Source organism: Rhizobium aethiopicum, assembly GCF_014197535.1.
Classification (GTDB): domain Bacteria; phylum Pseudomonadota; class Alphaproteobacteria; order Rhizobiales; family Rhizobiaceae; genus Rhizobium; species Rhizobium aethiopicum_A.
On sequence record NZ_JACIFV010000024.1, the window covers coordinates 58,581 to 78,794 of the forward strand.

22 protein-coding genes are annotated in these 20,214 nt (G+C 61.1%); 12 read left to right on the plus strand and 10 right to left on the minus strand.

Annotation, left to right across the window (positions count from 1 at the left end; genetic code table 11):
- Window positions 1-2: 2 nt before the first annotated feature.
- Window positions 3-242, minus strand: a complete 240-nt coding sequence (locus GGD53_RS25075) for a hypothetical protein (RefSeq protein ID WP_184459454.1) — start codon at window positions 240-242, stop codon at window positions 3-5.
- Window positions 243-273: 31 nt separating this feature from the next.
- On the opposite strand from GGD53_RS25075, the gene GGD53_RS25080 reads away from it, so the two are divergent.
- Window positions 274-1,632: a hypothetical protein gene (locus GGD53_RS25080; protein ID WP_184459455.1), complete on the plus strand. Its 1,359-nt coding sequence runs from the start codon at window positions 274-276 to the stop codon at window positions 1,630-1,632.
- Window positions 1,633-1,682: 50 nt separating this feature from the next.
- Window positions 1,683-2,243, plus strand: coding sequence for an acyltransferase (locus GGD53_RS25085; RefSeq protein WP_184459456.1), 561 nt, complete (start codon window positions 1,683-1,685; stop codon window positions 2,241-2,243).
- Between the two features lie 136 nt (window positions 2,244-2,379).
- On the opposite strand, the gene GGD53_RS25090 is transcribed toward GGD53_RS25085, so the two are convergent.
- A complete protein-coding gene (locus tag GGD53_RS25090; RefSeq protein ID WP_184459457.1) occupies window positions 2,380-3,378 on the minus strand; it encodes an acyltransferase family protein in 999 nt (332 codons plus the stop codon).
- A 98-nt stretch (window positions 3,379-3,476) separates the two neighbouring features.
- On the opposite strand from GGD53_RS25090, the gene GGD53_RS25095 reads away from it, so the two are divergent.
- From GGD53_RS25095 to GGD53_RS25125, 7 genes are all read left to right on the plus strand, one after another.
- Window positions 3,477-3,692, plus strand: coding sequence for a hypothetical protein (locus tag GGD53_RS25095; RefSeq protein WP_184459458.1), 216 nt, complete (start codon window positions 3,477-3,479; stop codon window positions 3,690-3,692).
- On the plus strand, window positions 3,670-4,131 hold the full coding sequence (locus tag GGD53_RS25100) for a lysozyme (protein ID WP_184459459.1): 462 nt from the start codon (window positions 3,670-3,672) through the stop codon (window positions 4,129-4,131). The genes GGD53_RS25095 and GGD53_RS25100 overlap by 23 nt, the downstream gene beginning before the upstream one ends.
- Window positions 4,131-4,493, plus strand: coding sequence for a hypothetical protein (locus GGD53_RS25105; RefSeq protein WP_184459460.1), 363 nt, complete (start codon window positions 4,131-4,133; stop codon window positions 4,491-4,493). The genes GGD53_RS25100 and GGD53_RS25105 overlap by 1 nt, the downstream gene beginning before the upstream one ends.
- A 4-nt stretch (window positions 4,494-4,497) precedes the next feature.
- On the plus strand, window positions 4,498-4,725 hold the full coding sequence (locus GGD53_RS25110) for a hypothetical protein (RefSeq protein WP_184459496.1): 228 nt from the start codon (window positions 4,498-4,500) through the stop codon (window positions 4,723-4,725).
- On the plus strand, window positions 4,722-6,578 hold the full coding sequence (locus GGD53_RS25115; RefSeq protein WP_184459461.1) for a hypothetical protein: 1,857 nt from the start codon (window positions 4,722-4,724) through the stop codon (window positions 6,576-6,578). Before GGD53_RS25110 ends, GGD53_RS25115 begins: the two co-directional genes overlap by 4 nt.
- A gap of 11 nt (window positions 6,579-6,589) precedes the next feature.
- Window positions 6,590-7,018, plus strand: a complete 429-nt coding sequence (locus GGD53_RS25120) for a DUF1515 domain-containing protein (RefSeq protein ID WP_184459462.1) — start codon at window positions 6,590-6,592, stop codon at window positions 7,016-7,018.
- A gap of 163 nt (window positions 7,019-7,181) precedes the next feature.
- Window positions 7,182-7,367, plus strand: coding sequence for a hypothetical protein (locus GGD53_RS25125; protein WP_082240273.1), 186 nt, complete (start codon window positions 7,182-7,184; stop codon window positions 7,365-7,367).
- A 162-nt stretch (window positions 7,368-7,529) separates the two neighbouring features.
- Here GGD53_RS25125 and GGD53_RS25130 read toward each other — a convergent pair whose 3' ends face one another.
- Both GGD53_RS25130 and GGD53_RS25135 read right to left on the minus strand, forming a co-directional pair.
- Complete coding sequence (locus tag GGD53_RS25130) at window positions 7,530-7,730, minus strand: hypothetical protein (protein WP_064801080.1); 201 nt, start codon at window positions 7,728-7,730, stop codon at window positions 7,530-7,532.
- Window positions 7,731-8,345: 615 nt separating this feature from the next.
- Entirely contained in the window at window positions 8,346-9,848 is a 1,503-nt protein-coding gene (locus GGD53_RS25135; protein WP_184459463.1) for a DegQ family serine endoprotease, read from the minus strand.
- Window positions 9,849-10,404: 556 nt separating this feature from the next.
- Here GGD53_RS25135 and GGD53_RS25140 point away from each other — a divergent pair.
- The gene (locus tag GGD53_RS25140) at window positions 10,405-11,442 is read left to right on the plus strand and encodes a LacI family DNA-binding transcriptional regulator (RefSeq protein ID WP_184459464.1); all 1,038 of its coding nucleotides are present in this window, start codon (window positions 10,405-10,407) and stop codon (window positions 11,440-11,442) included.
- A 103-nt stretch (window positions 11,443-11,545) separates the two neighbouring features.
- Window positions 11,546-12,466, plus strand: coding sequence for a LysR family transcriptional regulator (locus GGD53_RS25145; RefSeq protein WP_184459465.1), 921 nt, complete (start codon window positions 11,546-11,548; stop codon window positions 12,464-12,466).
- A 59-nt stretch (window positions 12,467-12,525) separates the two neighbouring features.
- Here GGD53_RS25145 and GGD53_RS25150 read toward each other — a convergent pair whose 3' ends face one another.
- A complete protein-coding gene (locus GGD53_RS25150) occupies window positions 12,526-13,479 on the minus strand; it encodes an NmrA/HSCARG family protein (protein WP_184459466.1) in 954 nt (317 codons plus the stop codon).
- Between the two features lie 284 nt (window positions 13,480-13,763).
- Complete coding sequence (locus GGD53_RS25155; RefSeq protein ID WP_184459467.1) at window positions 13,764-14,735, minus strand: quinone oxidoreductase family protein; 972 nt, start codon at window positions 14,733-14,735, stop codon at window positions 13,764-13,766.
- A 72-nt stretch (window positions 14,736-14,807) separates the two neighbouring features.
- Here GGD53_RS25155 and GGD53_RS25160 point away from each other — a divergent pair, with 72 nt between their 5' ends.
- On the plus strand, window positions 14,808-15,674 hold the full coding sequence (locus GGD53_RS25160) for a LysR family transcriptional regulator (RefSeq protein WP_184459497.1): 867 nt from the start codon (window positions 14,808-14,810) through the stop codon (window positions 15,672-15,674).
- 30 nt (window positions 15,675-15,704) lie between these two features.
- Here the strand turns inward: GGD53_RS25160 and GGD53_RS25165 are convergent, their stop codons facing one another.
- From GGD53_RS25165 to GGD53_RS25180, 4 genes are all read right to left on the minus strand, one after another.
- Window positions 15,705-18,002, minus strand: a complete 2,298-nt coding sequence (locus GGD53_RS25165) for a PBP1A family penicillin-binding protein (protein WP_184459468.1) — start codon at window positions 18,000-18,002, stop codon at window positions 15,705-15,707.
- A gap of 135 nt (window positions 18,003-18,137) precedes the next feature.
- A complete protein-coding gene (locus GGD53_RS25170; protein WP_184459469.1) occupies window positions 18,138-18,779 on the minus strand; it encodes a peroxiredoxin-like family protein in 642 nt (213 codons plus the stop codon).
- Between the two features lie 339 nt (window positions 18,780-19,118).
- Window positions 19,119-19,559 (minus strand): hypothetical protein, encoded by a 441-nt coding sequence (locus GGD53_RS25175; RefSeq protein WP_184459470.1) that lies wholly within the window; start codon window positions 19,557-19,559, stop codon window positions 19,119-19,121.
- Window positions 19,560-19,853: 294 nt separating this feature from the next.
- Window positions 19,854-20,126: a hypothetical protein gene (locus GGD53_RS25180; protein ID WP_184459471.1), complete on the minus strand. Its 273-nt coding sequence runs from the start codon at window positions 20,124-20,126 to the stop codon at window positions 19,854-19,856.
- Between the last annotated feature and the right edge of the window lie 88 nt (window positions 20,127-20,214).

The following is a 20,214-nucleotide window of genomic DNA, read 5'->3' on the forward strand; positions in this document are numbered from 1 at the left end:
TGTCAGCCGCCCTCAAAGGCGATCTGCATCGGTATGGCGACCAGCAGCAATGTTGCGAGTCTGACCATCAAAGCAAGCGCGCCCCCCAAAAGGTAGTTGATGACGCTGAAGTAAATCCCCTCACCGTTCGCGCGCGCGCCTGCTTCCATCCGCGGATTGGCAGCAGGAACACTGCGAAGGGTTTTCAGCTGGTCATCGATTTGTATGCCGCAACCGATATTATACGTTTTGAGGCCTCGCAATCGCGGGGCTTTTCCTTTCGGAGCAAGATAAATGCCCAGAAACCCCTCAACCGGCGTCTATTCGAAACCCGCCGGAACGACACCATCTGTCGGCCAGGTCATTGACCCGGCACCTTGGAACGCGCTGACCACCGACCTCGGCAACGAAATCACCAACTCGCTGCCGCGCGACGGCTCGGCGCCGATGACCGCGCCACTCAAAGTGGCAAGCGGTACGGTTTCGGCGCCCGGCATCGGCTTCGCCACCAACCCTCAGACAGGCCTTTATCTGAAGGGCGGCGGGCTCTTAGGGTTCACGCAGAACGGCGCCGACGTCGGGTTCGATAAGGCGTCGGTTTATGCGGCGAAGTCAGGCGATTACACGGCGCTTGCGTCAGACGAAAACGCGGTTCATCGCTTCACCGCAGCAGCGACGCTCACCCTCAGCGCAGCGGCAACGCTCGGCGCAAACTGGCACTATTGCGTCATTGCCGATGGTGGCGACGTGACGATTGATCCCACCGGCTCGGAGACGATCGATGGCGCGGCCACGCTTGTCCTCAAGAACGGCTATAGCGTCAACATCATATGTTCGGGTGCCGCCCTCTTCACCGATAAGCTTTCCGCCAGGATCCAGAGTAAAGCCGACAGTTCGGCCGTAGGCGATTTCGTTGTCGGCCTCATCCTTTCCAATAACGGTAACAGCCCGAACACCCATATCGACTTCACCTCCGGCTCGGCCAGGTCAGGGTCGAGCTTCGTTTCCAGCGCGGCGTCATTCACCAAAAGGGTGACGGGAACATTTACAGCCGGAACGGGCGCGGGCGGCCTCGATGCCGGCGCCGTCGCGGCAAATGCGACATACTTCGCCTATGCGTTGCGCAAGGACGCCGACCTGTCTTTCGACGTGGTTTTCTCGACCTCGTCAACCATCGGCGGCATCACCACGACACTGCTCACCGGCTATACCATTGTGAGATGCATCGGCGTTGTGCTGACGGACGGAAGTTCGAACATTCGGCCGTTTGTTCTGTATCCACGTGACGAATATACCTTCGTGACGCCGGCCAAGGATGCGGTCAGTGCCGCTATCTCTACGACCTCGACCCTTCTGGCGCTAACAGTGCCAAATGGGGTGAAAGTCAAAGCGAAGCTGCGTTTCGAGTTCACATCGTCGGCAACGACTAACGCGGCTCTGCTATCCGATCCTGCACAAGGTGCGCTTGTTGCCGGCCTCGGCAATGACGGCGCCAACGTCGGCTCTATCCAGGTAGCGAGCGGTTACGCAGTGGGATCACAGGAGATATATACAAATACAAGTCGGCAAATTCGCATGGTATTGGGCGGCTCTACCGGCAGCATCTGGATCTGGACCGATGGTTTCCATTTCCCCTGCGGAAGGGGCTCTTGAATAAGCTCCACACCTGTGTTTGACATGCTGCCATCACGCCAGGAGTAGAAATGGCACAGGTCGACAAAGCATCGTATCGTAATCGAGGCGGCGTAATCCAGCGGCTCGTCACTGCTTATAAGCGCTTCCGCTACTTCACAGCGGCTGGCGAAAATCTCGTGGTGAAGCCCAGCGCCGAGTTTCGCCTGGTCGGTCATGCCGTCCTTGAGGTTGGCGATAACGTCACCATCCAAGACCAGTCGTTCTTCCAACTTACAATGCCAGAGCCCAAAGTCTTCATCGGCAACAACACCGTAATCGGCCGGCGCAACATCATCACGGCGAAAAACCGGATATCAATTGGCAATGATGTCCTGATCGGCTCAGATGTCCAGATCATCGATCACAGCCACGGTATCAGACGAGACGTTCCAATCAGGCTTCAAAAGGCCGAAATCGGCTTTGTCGAAATTGGTGATGATGTCTGGATTGGTGCGGGCGCCAAAATATTGATGAACGTTACGATAGGGACGGGAGCCGTGATCGGAGCAAACTCCGTCGTTACGACCGATATTCCCGACTATGCAATCGCCGTTGGCTCGCCGGCGAAAGTCGTTAAATACCGCGTCTAATCAGATGTGATAGTACGTGGCGTAGTATCGGGGCGGTGCTGCTTCAAGCATTGGAGACTTAGCCAATGGTAGGCCACCCGAAGTAGGTAACGCGATCGCTGCCGCAGGAATCGCTGCCGTCAGCACCTTTGAGGGGCTACGCACCGTCGCGTATGGCGATCCCATCCCGTTCTTCCAAGCGGCGTCTTGCCTCCAACTGCTCCATCGTTGCTTTGGCACGGCGAGCGGCGGCATGGCACGGCTTTTCGATCCATCGGTAGAACGGATAGACGAGCGCCAGCGACAGGGCGCAAACGACGATCGGCGTCGTTACGAACCATCCAATCGCCCCGGCCGCAATCACGTGGACGAGATAAATTGAAAAACAGGCGCCACCGATGGCCTCCAAGGCATGGATAGGGCCTTTTTCAGAGGCGTTCCTGATCTCCGCCAAAATCCAACAACCGGCGAGTGCCGAGAACGGCACCATGGTGAGGTAAAAGCCAGCGGCGGAGTTCATCGTCGCCCAATAAAGAGCGGACGCAGTTGCGGCAGTCCCGGCGCGCCAGCTCCAGACATTGCCTGGCAGCTTCAGACGATGGAGATTTTCGGCGAGGTAGCAGCCGAGGAGCCATGCGGGGAGCCCGACGACCCAATTGAGTTGTGGCCCGTAGGCTTTGGCGTTTCCGTATTGGTCAGAGCCAACGCCTATCGCCACACCATATGAGGCCAGGACAGATGCCGCGATGAGCAGGGGCCATCCGATCCGGCGAGAGGTGGCTAGGATAAGCGGATACAGGCAGTAGTAAACGGCCTCGCAAACGACGGACCAGAGAATATAGCCGTCGATCGGATTATAGGCTCGCATCCCCAGCGATTGCGCCAAGATGAACGCTGCGGCGGCTGGCGGCACTATCCGAATAAAGCGGCCGGCAAGAAATGGCCCGACTTGAAGCATGCGGGTCCGGTACGGGTAATGGATGCAGAAGCCGGAAACCACAAAGAAGGCAATCACCGCCGGATGGCCTGTGAACAGGTATTTCGAAAGTCCGGGCATCGAGGGGCCAAGAAGATGCGCGAATACAACAGACAGGGCGGCAACCGCTCTGACGGTATCGATACCTTCGACTTTACCCGAATTTTGAAGTGAACGCATGCGGCCAAGTAACCTCGGCGCGAACACTTTATCAAGAGACAACTATTAGTGTACTTGTGAGTACTCTAATAAGCCGCCGACGCTGAGGCAAAAATCCCATGAAATTGATCCGCAACAAGCGCCGCGTGCTCACGTGGTCGCTGTCCATGTGGTGCGTCTATTTGGCAGGCTTGTTCGAGCTGCTGCCGTATGTCGTGCCGTACCTCGATGACTTCATTCCGAAATGGCTGTCGATCGCCATCCTTCTGATGTCCCCGATCGCGCGCATCATTCATCAGGAGAATCTCAAAGATGAACAGGCTCAAGAAAGGTAGCGCCGCTGCCGCGATGGCCGTTGCATTGGTCGGAAGCTTCGAAGGGCTCCGGCAGCACGCCTATCCGGATCCGGCCACTCAAGGCCAGCCGTGGACGATCTGCTACGGCAGCACCAACGGTGTGAAGCCGGGTGACTATAAGACGGTGGGAGAGTGCAAGGCGCTGCTTTCGCTCGAGCTGCAGCAGTATGCCAATGGCATAGAGCGGTGCGTGACGGCCCCGCTTCCGGATGCCCGCTTCGTGGCGCTGACCTCCTTTGCCTATAATGTCGGCGTGAGGGCGGCCTGCGGCTCGAGCGCGGTGAAGCTCATCAATCAGGGCCGGACGGCCGAGGGCTGTGAGGCTCTCCTTAAATGGAACCGCGCCGCCGGCATCACCTTTCCCGGCCTGACGCGCCGCCGGCAGAAGGAGCGCGCCTTCTGCCTGGAGGGCATCTGATGTTCGGCCTTCTCGACGCGCTGAAGATGGGTGCCGGCATCGCCGCAGGCCTCGTGCTCTATCACCTCTATGCGGTCTCGATCGGCTACCCCTCGGCGGCGCGTCAAGCGCGCGCCGGCTACGTCCTTATGTCCGAAAAGACCGCGGCCGAAGCCAGGGCGGCCGAGATGGAGCGCCAGCGCGATGCAGCGGCCGGCGCCGGCGAGGAGCACCGCAAGCGCCTGGAGGCCGCCAAGGCCGCCGAGCAGGACGCCAGAAACACATTGGAAAACGAGATCCGATCCTATGAACTCGAGCTTTCGCAAAAGAACCGCGCTTGCGCTGTCACTGCTGCTGACCGTGACTGGCTGCTCCGCCACTGAGCGCCTGAACAAGGCGGCGGTCGCGAGCGGGCAGGCGGCAGCGGGCATCGTGCTGCCGCCGCTGCCAGACGATCTCAGAAAGCAGGAAGCGCATGCGCCCGTCCTTGAAGGCGAGCCGCTGATTGCGATCCTCGCCCGCGAGCGCCAGGCGCTCGACCGCGCCAACGCCCGCCAGGAGCGCAGCGTCAAATTCTATGATGACCTCACCAGCCGATACGGAACACGCCGATGATGAATGCCATTTCGCTCGCCCTTGCCAATCCGATGCTGAACGGCGCGGGCGGCAGCGCCGGGGACCCCGACCGCTACATGTTCTTCGCCACCCGCAACCGCATGCCGTCGGGCGCGATCGTCACCGCCGCCTCCGGCACGAATTATGTCTGCACCAAGATCGTCGTCAACACGCCGCAATATAAGACGCGGACCTTCCGCTTCCATCTTTCCGGCTTCGCCTCGACGGAAGGCGGAAATTCGCCGCAGGAAACCGTCGTCACCGGCACGATCGGCACGCCGGGCAATTCCGTGGTCGCCGACGCCATGTTCGTCCGCGTCGCCGGCGTCTTCTACCGGTGCACCTTCGCCGGGCTCGACACGGTAACCGTCGCCGACCAGACGAACGGCGCCTGGACGGACGAGCTGACCATTCCTGACGTGGCGCCGGAAAGCGAAATCGAAATCTGGCTGTTTTATCACACCGCCGTCGGCGAGAAGATCTGGCCGGTTTATCGCATGCAGAAACATCGCGGCGAACGCGTCTGGGGCGCCGGCGATCTCGCCTCGCTGCTTGCCTTCAAGGATAGCCCGCTCGCCGACAGCACCGCCAGCCTCGATACCGGCTACGGCACGCAGGCGCAGCCGCAATATTGGGGGGCCGATTTCATGGTCGCCAAGGGCGACTGGGATGGAAGGCCGGTCGCGCTGGCTTTCGTCGACAGCATCGGCGAGGCGCGCCAGGAATATTCGTCCGCAGCCGATACGCGCGGCAATCTCGGCTGGCTGCGCCGCTGGCTCGATAGGGATGGTGGCCCGGGCCGCATTCCCCATTGCCTGATCGGCATGCCGGGTGCCGGTTCCGTCCGGGAATATACCGGCAGCGGCTCCTCGATCGCGACCAGGCGCCGAGACATCATCCGCGAAATCATCGCCTTCAACGGCAATAAATGGCCGTTCACGGTCATAACAAACCAGATGGGGCAGAACGACACGGCCTCGACCTATACGCAGTTCTTCACCACCAATTACCGCTCCCTGGTCACCCGCCTGCGCGCCGAATATGCCGGCGTCAGAATCGTTGCCTTCCCGCCGCTCGGGCGGACGACCGTCACACGCAACATCACGCTGACCTCGGTCGGCACGGTCGCCACGGCGACCATCGCAAGCGGCCTCAACGGACTTGCGACAGGCCAGACCGTCAGTATCTCGGGAGCAACGCCGACCGCTTACAATGGAAGCTATGTAATATCGGTCGTCGACGCCAACACCTTCACCTACAGTTTCGCCGGCGGCACTTCGCCGGCGACCGGGACCATCACCTGCAACGATCTCGGCCTCAGGGCCGAGTATCAGGTCTATGGAACCAACAACAGCTGGCCCTCGGACGGAACGGACGCTTCGGGCAAATGGCGGCTTCGCGACGATATCCTTGCGCAGACATCGGCTTGTTGCGACGCGGCAATCGATACCTACGCAGCCTGGGTCTCCCCCTCGAGAGGCGGCGTCTGGCCCGGCATGCTGGAGCTTGCGAGCACGACTTTGACCGCGCAGGCTGGAACTGACGGCGTTACCACCTACAACCAGATCGTCGTCGCCGATGCGAGCATCTTCAGGCCGGAACAGACGCTGCACATCTATTCCGGTCCGGACGGCCTGGCGCGCCTGAGCACGCAGGTCGTCGCCAGCATCGCCGGCAACGTCATCACCTATCAAGGCGTGAGCGCCGTCGTCATGCCTGTGGGCTCAGTGGTGCGTCCGGCGCCGTCCGTCGGCGAGCTTTCGCCGGTCTCCTTCATCCACCCGCAGCCGATCATGATCGACCAGATTTCGAACGGCATTGCCCAGTCCGAGAAGCTGAAATTCAATTCCTGAGGTGGCCCGATATGACATCCAACGACGATATCCTGCGCGCCCTCGGGCGCGTCGAGGGAAGGCTGACCGGCATCGAGGAGAACGTCGCGCTACTGCGCCAGGAAATGGGCGACGAAAAAGCCAATGCCCATGAGAGCCGCGCCGTGATCCACAAGCGGCTCGACGAACAGGCAAGGCAGATCGCCCATCTCGACACCAGGGTGGCGATGACAGGCGGAGCCGATGCGCAGATCCGCGCCGAGATCGTGACGCTCAAGGAAACCGTCGTGAAGAACCAGGAGACGGTCGGCCCGGCGCTGGAAGAATGGAAACGGATGAAATCGATCGGCTATGGCATCTCGGGGCTGATTGCCTTCGCCGGGCTGACGACGGGCGGGGTCATTGCCTATGCCAGTGATGGGGCGGTGGCGGCGCTCAGGCATTGGCTGAAGATCAGTTGAGCGGTGCGCCATCTTTGCGCTGTTCGGCCCGGCAAGTCATATGCAGCAAAACGGCGCCAGCGCGGCTGATATATTGCCGCCTCCGACGCCTTACTTAAAATTAGACTTTACTAACGAACAAAACCGCCGCCTGTTTGTTATCCTCTTCAAGGAGGAAACGGACATGAAGAGCATGAGCAACCGCCAAGTTCGCGTTCCCGGCCCCCGGGAGCATGACGTTGCCGAGCATTGCCGCAAGTTCGGGATTGGCCCGGCGGAGGAGAAGAAGCTGAAAAAGCTGCTCGGGTCTCACGCGCCGCTGCATGAGATCCGGGCCAATGCGCCGCCGCCCCAGCCGAAATGGCGATAACGCCGGAGCCGGAACTTCCGGCACTATCCGGCGTTAGATCGCCGGGCCGCGCGGTCGGTCTCGTCTCCTGTACCCCCTGCTACCCCGGCAGGCGCTGCGCGGTCCACTCTACCCTTGCTTCCGGCTTATCGGCGTGCCGATCTGTCCGCGCACGCCGAGCCATCAATGCCGCAGCTCGCGCGATAGCATCAGAATATAGTCGTCGGCGATATCGGCGACCACCATGGCCGCTTCGGCTGGCGGATAGCCCCTGCCGACAGCTTCGGCGACGATCTTCATCACCTGCGGTTCAAGCGCTTCCCGGCAGTCGGCCAGATCTTTGTCATTCGGGCATTTGGCACGAAATTCCACAATGTTATTCATGGCATACCCCTCCGTTTGATGTTGCGGCGCTGCTTGATGCATGAAGCCGGTCCCCTTCGGGAAAGGCGGGTCACCGTTCCGGCGCGCCGTGCCGGAACAAATTAGCGATCATGAAAATACGATGTCACAGGGCGGGATGTATTCAAGTTGATGCTGATATTAAGGTAAGGCAGTAGGGTTAATTCGTCCAGCGGGAGTTGACGGCCCGTCGGCGGGAATGTCAGGCAATGGCGCAACACCTTGTTTCCGTGTCGCTTTCCGGCACGAAAAACCGGCGGTCTGTTGGTTTTTCATCAGAAATGCCGGCATTTACCATGCGCTACGAGGGCTGGTCGCAGCTCTGTACCGGAGCCGGACAGCCATAGATCCCGACGTCATCCTCGGCCTTGTGCCACTGCTGTCCGATCCGTGTCGATGGCTTGCCCCTCACCCTAACCCTCTCCCCGTTCTGACGGGGAGAGGGGACGTGCCTTACGAGACTTTTGGCGAGCGACCGAGAGGTCGCGGCTTGTCCCCTTCGCCCCGTTTACGGGGAGAAGGTGCCGGCAGGCGGATGAGGGGCTGTGGCCGCGGCAAAGGGAACGGCAATGAAGGTGTTGCTGCCGGACTCGGCTCTCAGGCCGCGGCAAGTGGTACGGCGACGAAGGTTTTATTCCCGTCGCGTTCGACGAGCAGCAGCACGGATTTGCGGCCGGCCTTGCCGGCTTCGGCGATTGCAGCCTTGACATCGCGGGCATTGTGCACCGGCCGGTCGTTGACCGAGACGATGACGTCGCCCGACTGGATGCCGGCGGCGGCGGCCGATTTGTCCGGATTGACGCTGGCGACCACCGCGCCGCTGACCGAGCGCGGCAGGTTGAGCTGCTGGCGCACATCCGGCGTCAGCTCGGCAAGGCCGATGCCGAGGCTCGGCTGGCCGGAGGACTGGCCCTGCGCTTCCGGGCTTGTCGCCGCAGCCTGCTTCTGGCCATCCGCATTGGCGCCGACGGTAACGTTGAGATCGATCTCCTTGCCGTCGCGCCAGACGCCGAGCGACTTTTGCGTGCCGGGCGAGAGATCGGCGACGAGACGCGACAGGTCCTTCGGCGTCTTGACGGTCTCGCCGCCGACCGATGTGACGATGTCACCGGGCTTCAGTCCGGCATGGGCGGCCGGCGTATCGGCGGAGACGGCAGCCACCAGCGCGCCGCCGGTCTTGTCGAGGCCGACGGCATCGGCGACGTCTTTCGTGACCGGCTGGATCTGCACGCCGAGATAGCCGTGATTGATCGAACCGTCCTTCTCGAGCTTGGCGACGATCTCCTTGGCCTCGTCGGAGGGAATGGCGAAGCCGACACCGACGCTGCCGCCGTTCGGCGAATAGATGGCGGTGTTGATGCCGACGACCTTGCCCTCACGATCGACCAGCGGGCCGCCCGAATTGCCGTGGTTGATCGGCGCATCAATCTGGATGAAATCGTCATAGGGCCCGCTGTGCAGGTCGCGGCCGCGCGCCGAAACGATGCCCGCCGTCACCGTGGTGCCGATGCCGAAGGGATTGCCGATCGCCAGGATCTGGTCGCCGAGCTTCAGCCTGTCGGAATCGCCCCAGGCGACGGTCTGCAGCGGCTTGCCCGCCTCGACCTTCAACACGGCGACATCGGATTTCGGATCGGTGCCGATCAGCTTGGCCGGAAGTTCTGTGCCGTCGTCGAGCGTCACCTTGATGTCGAGCGCATTGTCGATGACATGGTTGTTGGTGACGATCACGCCGTCCGGGCTGACGATGAAGCCGGAGCCGAGCGCCATCGCATGCTGGGAGCCGCGCTGTTGCGGCGCCGGGCGTGGCAGCGGAATACCCTGGTCCTCGAAGAACTGGCGGAACTGCTCGTCCATCGGCGATTGCTGATCGGCGCTGACATCCGTCGTCTTCATCGTCGTGGTGATGGTGACGACGGCAGGCTTGTCGGCGTCGACGACGGAGGCGAAGGAGCCGCTCGGGGCGAGAATGCCGCCCGTGTCCGATGGTGCGGCAAAGGCGCTGGACGAATTGATGGCGTAGGGCAGGCATGCCGCGCCGGCGATAATGGCGGCCCCGACAAGTCCTGCTGTGCGATGTTTGCTGAGAATACGTGACATGGTGGTGATCCCTTGCGAGAGCGTTGGCTTGTGATGGCGTCGTAGTTCCGTGTCTCGGACCTGGCGTCGGATGAGGTGCGCCAATTCCTGTGTTCGCCGGCGCGGATCGTCGGGAGGCGACGATCGGGGAGGGCAAGAAGAATTCGCGCTCGGGATTAATATGATCGCGCCGGACGGCTTTACAAATTAAATATTGATCATGTTTATATTGCCGATTTGTCAGACATTACTGAAGTTTAATCTTCGCTGCCAAAGCGTGGCGCCGACCGCTGCTCCCGGCCGGATTACAGATCTCGGAACCTGCGATCGCCCGGGGGGGCGCCAGGGAGAGAGAGGCCGTCTCCAAGGAGTGACGCGCCATTTCAGGGCGGTGCGGTGATCCGAGCGTCGCTTCAACCTGTGTCGTAAAGCAAACCGTCCAGCGCCTGCATGGAATCGTATCCCAGGAACCGGCTGCGAACACAAAAGTTAGTAGACTCTAAATTATTTCTTGGTCAGGAAGTAATGACCGGGGAATCGGCCGCAGGCGAGTCTCGTCGGCGGCATCTGAGGGGCGATGAAGAATTCGGTGGAGCGGAGACGGAAAGCCGAGCGCGGGATGCAGGTGAAGCTGAGCGATGTGGCGAAGAAGGTGGGCGTCAGTCCGATCACCATTTCGCGCGCGCTGCGCAACCCCGAAATCGTCTCGGAGGATCTGCGCGAAGAGATCCTGCGCACGGTCGAGGAGATGGGCTATATCCCCAATCTTGCCGCCCGGGCGCTGGCCGGCCGCCATAACGGCATTGTCGGCGTCATCACCCCGGCCTTGCACCAGTACGGCTTCGCCGCCCTGATGATCGGCATCGAGGATTGTTTCCGCGGCACGGAGTTCACCGTGCAATATTCCAGCACGCTGCACCATTCCGAGGGCGAAGCCGGCCTGCTGAAATCCATCCTGACGCAGAAGCCGGCCGGCGTCGTCATCGCCGGCGCTGAATCCTACGGCGATCTTCTGCCGCTGATGGCGAGCGCCGCCTGTCCCATCGCCCATGTCACCGATCTCAGCCAGGAACCCCAAAGCCTGGTCGTCGGCCTCGATCATTATTCGGCCGGCGCCGAACCGACCCGCTTCCTGTTGTCGAGAGGCTATAGCAGGATTGCCTTCATCGGCCGCGGCGGCGATGTCCGCTCGCGCCGGCGCATTGCCGGTTATGAGGCGGTGATGCGGGAAGCCGGCCTTTTCCAGGAGGCTCTCATCATCGGCGGGGATGCGCCGAGCCGCGTCGCCCTCGGCAGGGAGCTGTTTTCCCGCCTGCTCGAGCGTGTGCCCGATGTCGATGCCGTCTTTGCCCAGAGCGACGAACTGGCCTTCGGCGTGCTGATCGAATGCAAAGCGCGCGGCATCCGCGTGCCGGAGGAAGTCGGCATCTGCGGCTTCAACGATCTGGAATTTTCGCCCTTCATCGAGCCGTCGCTGACGACGGTGCACCTACCGCGCCAGGATATCGGCCGCCGTGTCGCTGACATGCTGCTGCGCGCCATCCACGACGAGCCGCTCGAGGAAGACAGGGTCGACTGCGGCTTTTCGATCGTGCCGCGCGGTTCGACCCGATAATCTGGCACGTGCCGCCATAATGGAAGTCGAGTTGGGCCTTGAGGTCTGGGCACAGCGAGGATTATTCCGTATATGGACAGGATGGCCACCACTGTGCTGAAAAATGGATAACGCGGGATTGTCCTTCGACAGGATGCGCACCTTCGTGCGGGTCGCCGAGCGCGGCAACCTGTCGATGGTCGCAAAGGAGCTCGGCGTCGGCCAATCCACCGTGACGCGGCACCTCAATGAGCTTGAGGAGGCTGTCGGTGTGCCGCTGCTCAGCCGCACCACCCGTCGCGTCACCCTGACGGAGGAGGGCAGTCGCTATTATACCAACTGCCTGCAGATCTTGCGCCTGGTCGAACAGGCTGCCGAGGAAGCCAGAGATGCCCGTCAGGCTCCGGCGGGCGCTGTTCGGCTTTCCTGTACGGCTGCGCTCGGTGTGATGCATGTCACGCGCATGATCTTCGACTTCCAGGACAAGCATCCGGACATCCGCATCGACCTCAACCTGACGGACGAGCGCATCGATCTGGTTCGCGAAGGCGTTGACGTGGCGCTTCGCCTTGGACCTCTCGCCGACAGCTCGATGAAACTTCATGCGGTCGGAGAGAGCCAGCGGCTGCTGGTCGGCGCTCCGGCCTATTTGTCCGCCCGGGGACGGCCGGAGCGCCCGGCCGATCTGTTACGTTACGAAACCGTCGTGATGTCCAACGTAGCCGGCAGCAATCAGCTCCTTCTTACCTCTCCCGATGGCGCCAGCTTGGTCATCCCGGTCGGCGGCCGGCTGCGTGTCGATCACGGGCTTGCGGCGCGCGAAGCCCTTGCTGCCGGACGCGGCATTGGTCCTACACATCTGTGGCTGGTTCACGATCTGCTCGACGACGGCCGGCTGGAGGTGGTGCTTGGAGACTATCGGCCTTCGCCGGTTCCGCTGAGCTTGCTGATTGTTCCTGAGCGTGCCGCCATTGCCCGCGTTCGGCTCCTCGTCGACTTTCTTGCCGCCGAGATTGCCAAGCTGCCGGGAATCCGGCCGTCGTAAGCATTTACCTCAAGTATGTCGTTGCCACGCAAGCGCTGCCGCACTTGTGCGAGACAGCTTCAACCTCCGAAAGACCGTTTGTCGCCGCGCCATCCCGTCGTCCGCAGAAACTGCTCCCAGTTGAGGGTCTGGGGATTGAGCCGTCGGCTCCATTCGAGATCGTGCTCCTTGCCGAAATAGCCATATTCGACCGCATATTCGACCATCCCGAGAAGCTCACGAACAAAAAATTCGTTGGCGGCAAATTCCGGAAAATAGTGCAGCAGGCCATCCCTGGTGAAAGCATTCCGATACTCGGCCTTGAGGCCGGTAACGCGTTGGAAAGTTTCGACCATCTCCCGCGGAGAGATGATATCGCCGACGATCGGCAGCGTTTTGCCGTTATAGCGCTCGGGGTTTGAGAAAATTTCGAGGACAACAGGCCCGGTCGCCGTCAGCGGATCGACGAAAGGCGCTGGGAAATCTTCCGGAAGATAAATCGGCAAGAGCAGGGTGTCGCCTTCCATGCGCGGCGCATAATACTCGATAAGGTTTGTATAGAAGAATGCCAGCATGACGAAGGAATGAGAGATCGGCACGCCGCGAATGTAATCTGCAACGCGCGCCTTGTCGGTAAAATGCGGCGCGTATTTCGTTCCACCGGTGATCTTGTCGACATCCTCCAGCGTGCTGAAGACAATGTGCCCGACGCCGGCCTCCACGGCCGCATCCGCCAGTTGCCGGCCGAGAGGAGCTTCGGTCGTCTCCGGCGGGGCGATCGGCGGCGTCATCAGAAACGCGCCGTCCGCGCCTTTGAATGCCGCAACGAACTCCTTCTGAAGGCCGAGTTCGAGGGGCACGGCGACGATTTCCGCGCCGAGTTTCTCGAGACGCAAAGCTTCGGGCGAATCCTTTCTTCGAGTGAGCGCACGGACGCGGAAACGCTGGCTTTCAAGAAGCGTCGCAACGACGCTGCGCCCCTGTTTGCTCGTTGCACCCGTGACTGCGATCAGTGGCTTGTTGTCTGTAGACATGTCTTTCATCCTTTCCCGTCACTCGACGCCGGCCGGACAGTCCGGCGTTGCGAAGCAGGGCGCGGGCCGGTCTGGTGCCGATCGCCCCCTCGACTGGCTGCACTCTATCGGAACAGGTTTTCTCGCTGTAGATGGCCGGAATGGATAAGATAATGCCATTTTTTGGATAGATGGCTCCGGCTGGTCGCTGTGAATCGCCCGCGCGGATCAGCCCGTCGACAGCCGCCGCGCGGATCGGAAGCGCCGTCGCTCCATGATCTCTGCCGGTGTTCTTTCTCGAGCCATCAAGGGATCAGCAGGATACTGCCCGCCGCGCGCCCGGATTCCATCTCTTCGTGCGCCTCCGCAACGTCGGCCAGACGGTATTCGGCACCGATCTGCGAAACGATCCCAGTTTCCATTGCCCCGATGGCAGCGAGAGCAGCCTCGCGATACTGTCCGACGTCAGCGCACCAGGCCATGATGCTCGGATGGCAGAGCGCCTTGCCCGGGCGAAGTTCCTCGACAGGCACCGGTGGAATGGTGCCGGCGGCCTGACCGATGGTGACGGCCATGCCGAATGGGCGGACGGAGCGTAGGCTTTTGAGAAGCGTGTCGCCGCCGATCCCGTCATAGGCGACGTCGACGCCGAGCCCGTTCGTCAACCGCTTCACGTCCGAAACGATATCGGCGCCGCGTCCGACGATCAGATGATCGGCGCCGCACGAGGCGGCGAGGGCTGCTTTTTCGGAGGAGCCGACCGTCCCTATCACGGTGGCTTGGAGCGATTTGGCCCAGCGAACGAGGATGCTGCCGAGCCCGCCCGCGGCCGCATGGATCAGAACGTGGTTTCCGGCATGCACATCATAGGTCTTCTTCAACAGCATGTAGGCGGTCATGCCTTTGAGGAGCGAACTCGCTGCCGTTTTAGCCGAAACGGTATCCGGCAGCTTGATCGCCCTTTCAGCGGCGATGTTGCGCGCGGAGCGATAGGCGCCGACCGGAGGCCCGGCATAGGCGACGCGATCACCTCTCTCGAACATTGAGACGCCCGGACCAACGGCCTCGACAATTCCAGCCGCTTCGGCGCCGATCACCGCGGGGTAGGACGGCATCGGGTAGATGCCTTTCCGGTGATAAATGTCGAGAAAGTTCGTTCCGATCGCCTCATGACGGATTCTGATCTCGCCATCGCCGGGATCGTCACACCGGTGCTGCTCAATATGGAACTGGTTGATGTCGCCGGGGGCGTTCAGCCATATAATCTGGTCGGTCATCGCTCGTGCTCTCCTTTGGCCCGGACAAATTAAGCGATGGCGTAATGGGTGAAAATTCCCTATTACTGCACAATGACTGGGAGAGATTTCACAAAGCTCGATTGGGATGACCTTCGGCATTTCCTGGCGCTCGCGCAGTCGGGAACCTTGCTTGGTGCAGCAAGACAACTCGGCGTCGAACATGCCACCGTCAGTCGGCGCGTTTCGTCGCTCGAATCCAGTCTCGGACGCAAACTCATAGACCGCCGCGGACGCCGCATCATCTTGACTTCGGACGGAGAGCAGGTTGCGAGATACGCCGCTCTCGCCGCCGTCCAGACAGCGGCGATCGAGCAGCTTGGTCGCAGCAGCGCCACCGAATTGCGCGGCCATGTCAGGATCAGCGCCCCTCCCGCGCTCTCGAGCATGCTGCTTGCAAAACCGATCGCAGTCGTCAGGCGAGACCATCCCGGCGTCGAGATTACGCTTGTCGGAGAAAAGCGCCTCGCCTCGCTGAACAGGCGGGAGGCGGATATCGCCGTGCGAATGTCGCGTCCGGAGGACGGAGATTACGCTATCGCCAAGCTCGGCGAGACAAGCTTTCATCTCTACGCATCGAAGACCTATCACGAAACGGTTCCACCGTCGGACTGGACCTTCATCGGTTATGACGAAACCATGAACGCCTCGCCGCAGCAATTGCGGCTGATCGAACTGGCCGCCGGCCGGCCGATCGCCGTGAGGTCGTCCGTTCTGGAGTTTCAGGCTGCAACTGCAAGCCTTGGTGCAGGTGTCGTCATGCTCCCCGATTTCGCCGTCGCGAAGTCGAGCGGTCTTCAGCGCATCGAGACCGAACAGCCGTTGACAAGAGAGGTCTGGCTGGTTGTCCATGCCGATATCAAAGACGTCCCCTCGGTCCGCGTCATCGTCGATGCGCTGAAAAACGCTTTTGGCAAGTAGTCCCCGCGGCTGGGTCTCTGCCGAACCAGATCACTTTTCGCAAAGCCTTCGGCCCCCGGAATAGGGCTGATAGGTACAATCGGATGGGCGGAAGGAGCGGTAACTGCGCGAGCAGGCGCTAATGTTGCAGGACTGCGGTGCGCCTTGACCATCGACGACTGCTTCGGTCGATCGCACGCCGTTCAGCGTCGGTTCTGTTGTCGCCTCGCGGATGAAGTCCCGCCAGAGATGGGCTGGCAGGGCGCCGCCCGTTACCCCCTTCATCGGCGCGTCATCATCATTGCCGACCCAGACACCGACGACCAAGGCGTCCGTGAAGCCGACAAACCAGGCATCACGATTGTTCTGGCTGGTGCCGGTCTTGCCGGCCGCAAAGGTGCCGGGATCTGCTCCCCGTCCAGTGCCGCGCTCCACCACCAGCTGCAGGAGCCCGAGCAGATCGGACTGGTAAGGCGAAAGATCGACACTCGGCTTTGATTGTGCGCCAACGCGAAAGGCCTTGGGCTGCCCTGCGGCTTGGAAATCGATGATACCCCATGGCTTGACGGGGGCCTTGCCGAGTTGGACGGACGCATAGGCGCTGGTGAGATTGAGCAGATTGACTTCGGAGGTACCGAGCGCCAACGACGGCGTGTCGGCCAGTGGCGCATCGACGCCGAGTTCGCGCGCCGCGGCAATCACATTGTCCAGACCGACCTCTTGGGCAAGCGCCACCGACGCGGCATTGAGCGATCGCGCGAACGCCTCGGCGAGCGTCACCCAGCCACTATAGTTGCCGCCGGAATTTTCCGGCGACCAGCCGTCGATTTCGATTGGCGCGTCCAGAATCTGGTCAGACAAGGTGAGCCCAGCCTTCAATGCTGCGTAGTAGACGAACAGCTTGAAGGTGGAGCCCGGCTGGCGCATCGCAGTGACGGCGCGGTTGAACTGGCTCGCCTTGTAATCACGCCCTCCAACCATCGCGACGACCGCGCCGTCCGGCGTCATCGCAACCAAAGCGGCCTGCGACGCTCCCACGGTTTTTCCTTCACCGTCCAAGGACCTTTTCACGATCCTTTCGGCGATCTGTTGCAACTGCGGCACCAGCGTCGTGCGCACCGTCGTCGAACCTGGCGAGGAGCCGGCGATTTCGCTTGCTTGCGGCGAAATCCAGTCTGCAAACCAGCTCCCGGAGCGAGGGGTCGGCGTCGTTGGATGCAGCTTGGCAAAGCTCGTCTTGGCCTCCGCCGCCTCTGGCGCGGTGATCTTGCCATTGGCCGCCATCGCGTCGAGAACGACCATGGTGCGCTGTCGGGCGCCTTCGAAATTGTCGATGGGATTCCATTGGCTGGGCGCCCGCAGCAGCCCCGCCAGCATCGCCGACTCCGGCAGGTCAAGGGCGCCGATATCCTTGTTGAAATAGATGCGCGCGGCGGCAGGCATGCCGGTCGCACCGGCGCCAAGATAGACGCTGTTGAGATAGCGCGTCAGGATTTCATGCTTGCCGAGCTTCCACTCTAGCCAGAGTGCGATGACAAGCTCCTGGATCTTTCGTTTTATCGTTCGATCGCTGTCGAGGTATTGCAGCTTGATGAGTTGCTGGGTGATGGTGCTGCCACCCTCCACCACCGAGCCGGCCTCCAAGTTCCGCAGAAACGCCCTGCCGATACCCCTGGGATCGACGCCGAAATGATCCATGAACCGGCGATCCTCGATCGAAAGGACGGCATCAATCAGATGGGGCGGAAACTGGTCGTAGCGCGCATATGGGCCCTGATAAGGCCCCTGTCTTACCAATGGCGCGCCGTCGGCGGTTTCCAGCACCACGACCGGCTTCAAGGTTCCATCCCGGATTTCGCTCCAGGGCACGTCTTTCAGTGCCCACACCAGCACACTTCCGACGAGGAGGCAGACAAGAAGGGTTAACCCGAGAGCGAGTTTTCGCCAGCCCGCCAGAAGCGACCGGCGCTGGCTGCTTTCAGCCGGATTGAGACGCCGAACGCGAATTCCGCCTCCGGCTCTGGCTAGAGCAGTGGTCATCCAACTTGTTGGAGCTGATGTGGCTGCCAGCCGCATCGACCTCCGTAGCTTCCGCCTCAAACCCGAAGCGGCCGTCCTGCTCTTCGCCAAGGCAGAACTTGCCTGCAAATCGTGACGCAGCGCCCGGAATAGATTGCTCACGGCCTGTCTGGTTTGGCCGAAGGATCCGTGGGCTGGTTGCGGGTTGTCGATTGGGGTAATGTCTGGTGAATCCGAGGCAGCCGCTTGCGCCGCCGGATCTGCTGGCTGATTGCGACCCGAGATCGAGCTGCTAACGCTTTCACCTGAGGAATCGGGAGAATTGGGCATCGGTTACCGCTAAAAAGCCAACGCAGCATGACCTATATATCCGCGTGATGCGGAGTGTTCCACCGCAAAAGGTCGCAGCAGTTCCGGAACTCACTGAGCACCACCCGGGCGGTGGGCGTCGAGCGAGTTTTTCTCTCAAGGTGCGACTTGGGAAGCTACCGACATCAATTCCTGGGAATTCGGTGCCTTGAATGTTTGTAGCCCGGGCTCCAGAGCTTCAGTGAAGCTCCAGCGTACGATTCCCTCCCGGTCGATGAGGAACTGACCGACAAGCTGCCCGTGATCGGCGGTCATCATCTGCTCATCGGCTTCCGTCATTTGATATCCTTCCTTCTCGTTGAGAATTCGGTCCATTGCCCTCACGCCCATAGGCTCGGGCAACTCGCCCGGAAGATCGATCCGTATCGCCATGAGCGTGTCGATCCCGACCTCGCGTAAGCCGAAGGCTTGGTGCGAAGCCCGTACCGGGTCGGAAGCAGCAAGAAGATCGGCTATCGGATGGTAACGGAAATAGAGCCGCGCGCGTTCGACCGGGGTGTTTACAACAGCCAGGGATTGGACGCCTTTCTCACGCAGTACCGGGTTGAGATATGCCATGGCGGCGACGTGGCGCCGGCAGAACGGGCAATGCAGGCCCCGAAACAAACCGATCAACAACGGGCTGCGGCCACGAAAATCGTCAAGTGCGATTTTCCCCTCGCGCGAGATTGCATCAAACTCAACGTTCGGGACCCGGTCGCCCGGTTGTAGCGGGTGGTCGACATAGGGCGTGGACATGGACAACCTCCTCGCTCGGGATCAGTCGAGCAAAGGCGCCGCGTCAAGTACTGCGAGGTCGAGATTGAGCGTTGCAGGCCTGACCTCTCGTCTTACCGCACCGCCAGGATCCAATTTAAGAATGTGCTCAGATGAGCCCGCGGGCAAGCGGTAATCAGCGAAACGTGAATTGAAAAACCCATTTTCTGCAAACGCTTTTGTTTAGCGGCCAATCTGTGAGTTGTCGCACACTGAAAGGCCGCAAGCCTGTCAACGGCGACCCCCACCCGATTTCTCTGTAGAGTTTTAGCAACTCTGCGCATCGCGACCGCTTCGGGACGACGAACGGTGCGACGGCCCTTACTTTACCGTGATGGCAATACCGCTGAGATCGGCGTTGACTTGCAGGCCTACCTGTTTGCCTGAGAGTTCGAGTTGGGCGCCCTTGTCATTGGTCATGACGATCACCTGGGCACCTTTGCCGACCGCGCCGCCACCGCCCGCCGCACCGTAGACCCCCGTCACATCTCGAGCGCGGCGAATATGGCGAACCGTGCCATGAAAATTGGTCTTAGAAGCCCCGAAGGCGAGGCCGCCCGAGATGCCGCCGACAGTGATGGGATAGCGGCGACCATGGAAGGTCAGCGTACCCTCGCCTCCAGAACCACCCACAAAGAAGGCAGCCTTGTAGACTGAGAAGCTGATCGTACCGCTGTCGGCATGCGCGGAGCCGGCGAAGCTCATTCCTGCTGCGGCGATAACCGCAACCGCGACTGAACGAATTCTGGATGAAAATTTCATGATGCAAGTCTCCTCAAAATCGAGGCTTACCCAGCCAGGAGGGCGTGTCAGCGTCATGCCAAAGTCACAGCTGAAACAGTCTCGCCCGTCATTAGTTCCAAGCACACGGCCAGAATCCGACTGGCAGAAAAGTGGCCATAAAACGAAGCCGAGGCAAACATATTCTCGGTGGGAGTGGGAGTGGACCGTTATGCACAATGAAGGCGCAAGAAACACAAACGATGCGCCTTCAAAATCGATCTACCGAACGGACTGAGCCTAATTGCAATTCGCGCTGAGTGACCGTTGGCCTCCTCAGCGGGGCTTCACGTTGGCGTGCTCGTTGGCGGCATCCGTGTCGGTGGCCGGCGTCTGGGTGTCGTGTCCGGTGAACGGACTTCCCTGGCCGGGCGCCAATGTACCGCTGTGACCGGCACTGTTGGTCGTAAAGGCGTGCGTCGTGGAAGCTGCCGTGCTGCCGGACTTCAATCCATGCTGTTCCGCCTGGAAAAGGTGGTCGTCCGCCTGGGCAACGCCGCAGGTGGAAATCAGCAAGAACGCGGCGGTAATCAAGGGATGGATCTTCATCGCAAGAACTCCTTCGTTTTCTGCCCTGGACGACAACACGCTGGCCACCGCCGATATTCGCCGTTCGTCATCACATCCTTGTGAGCCA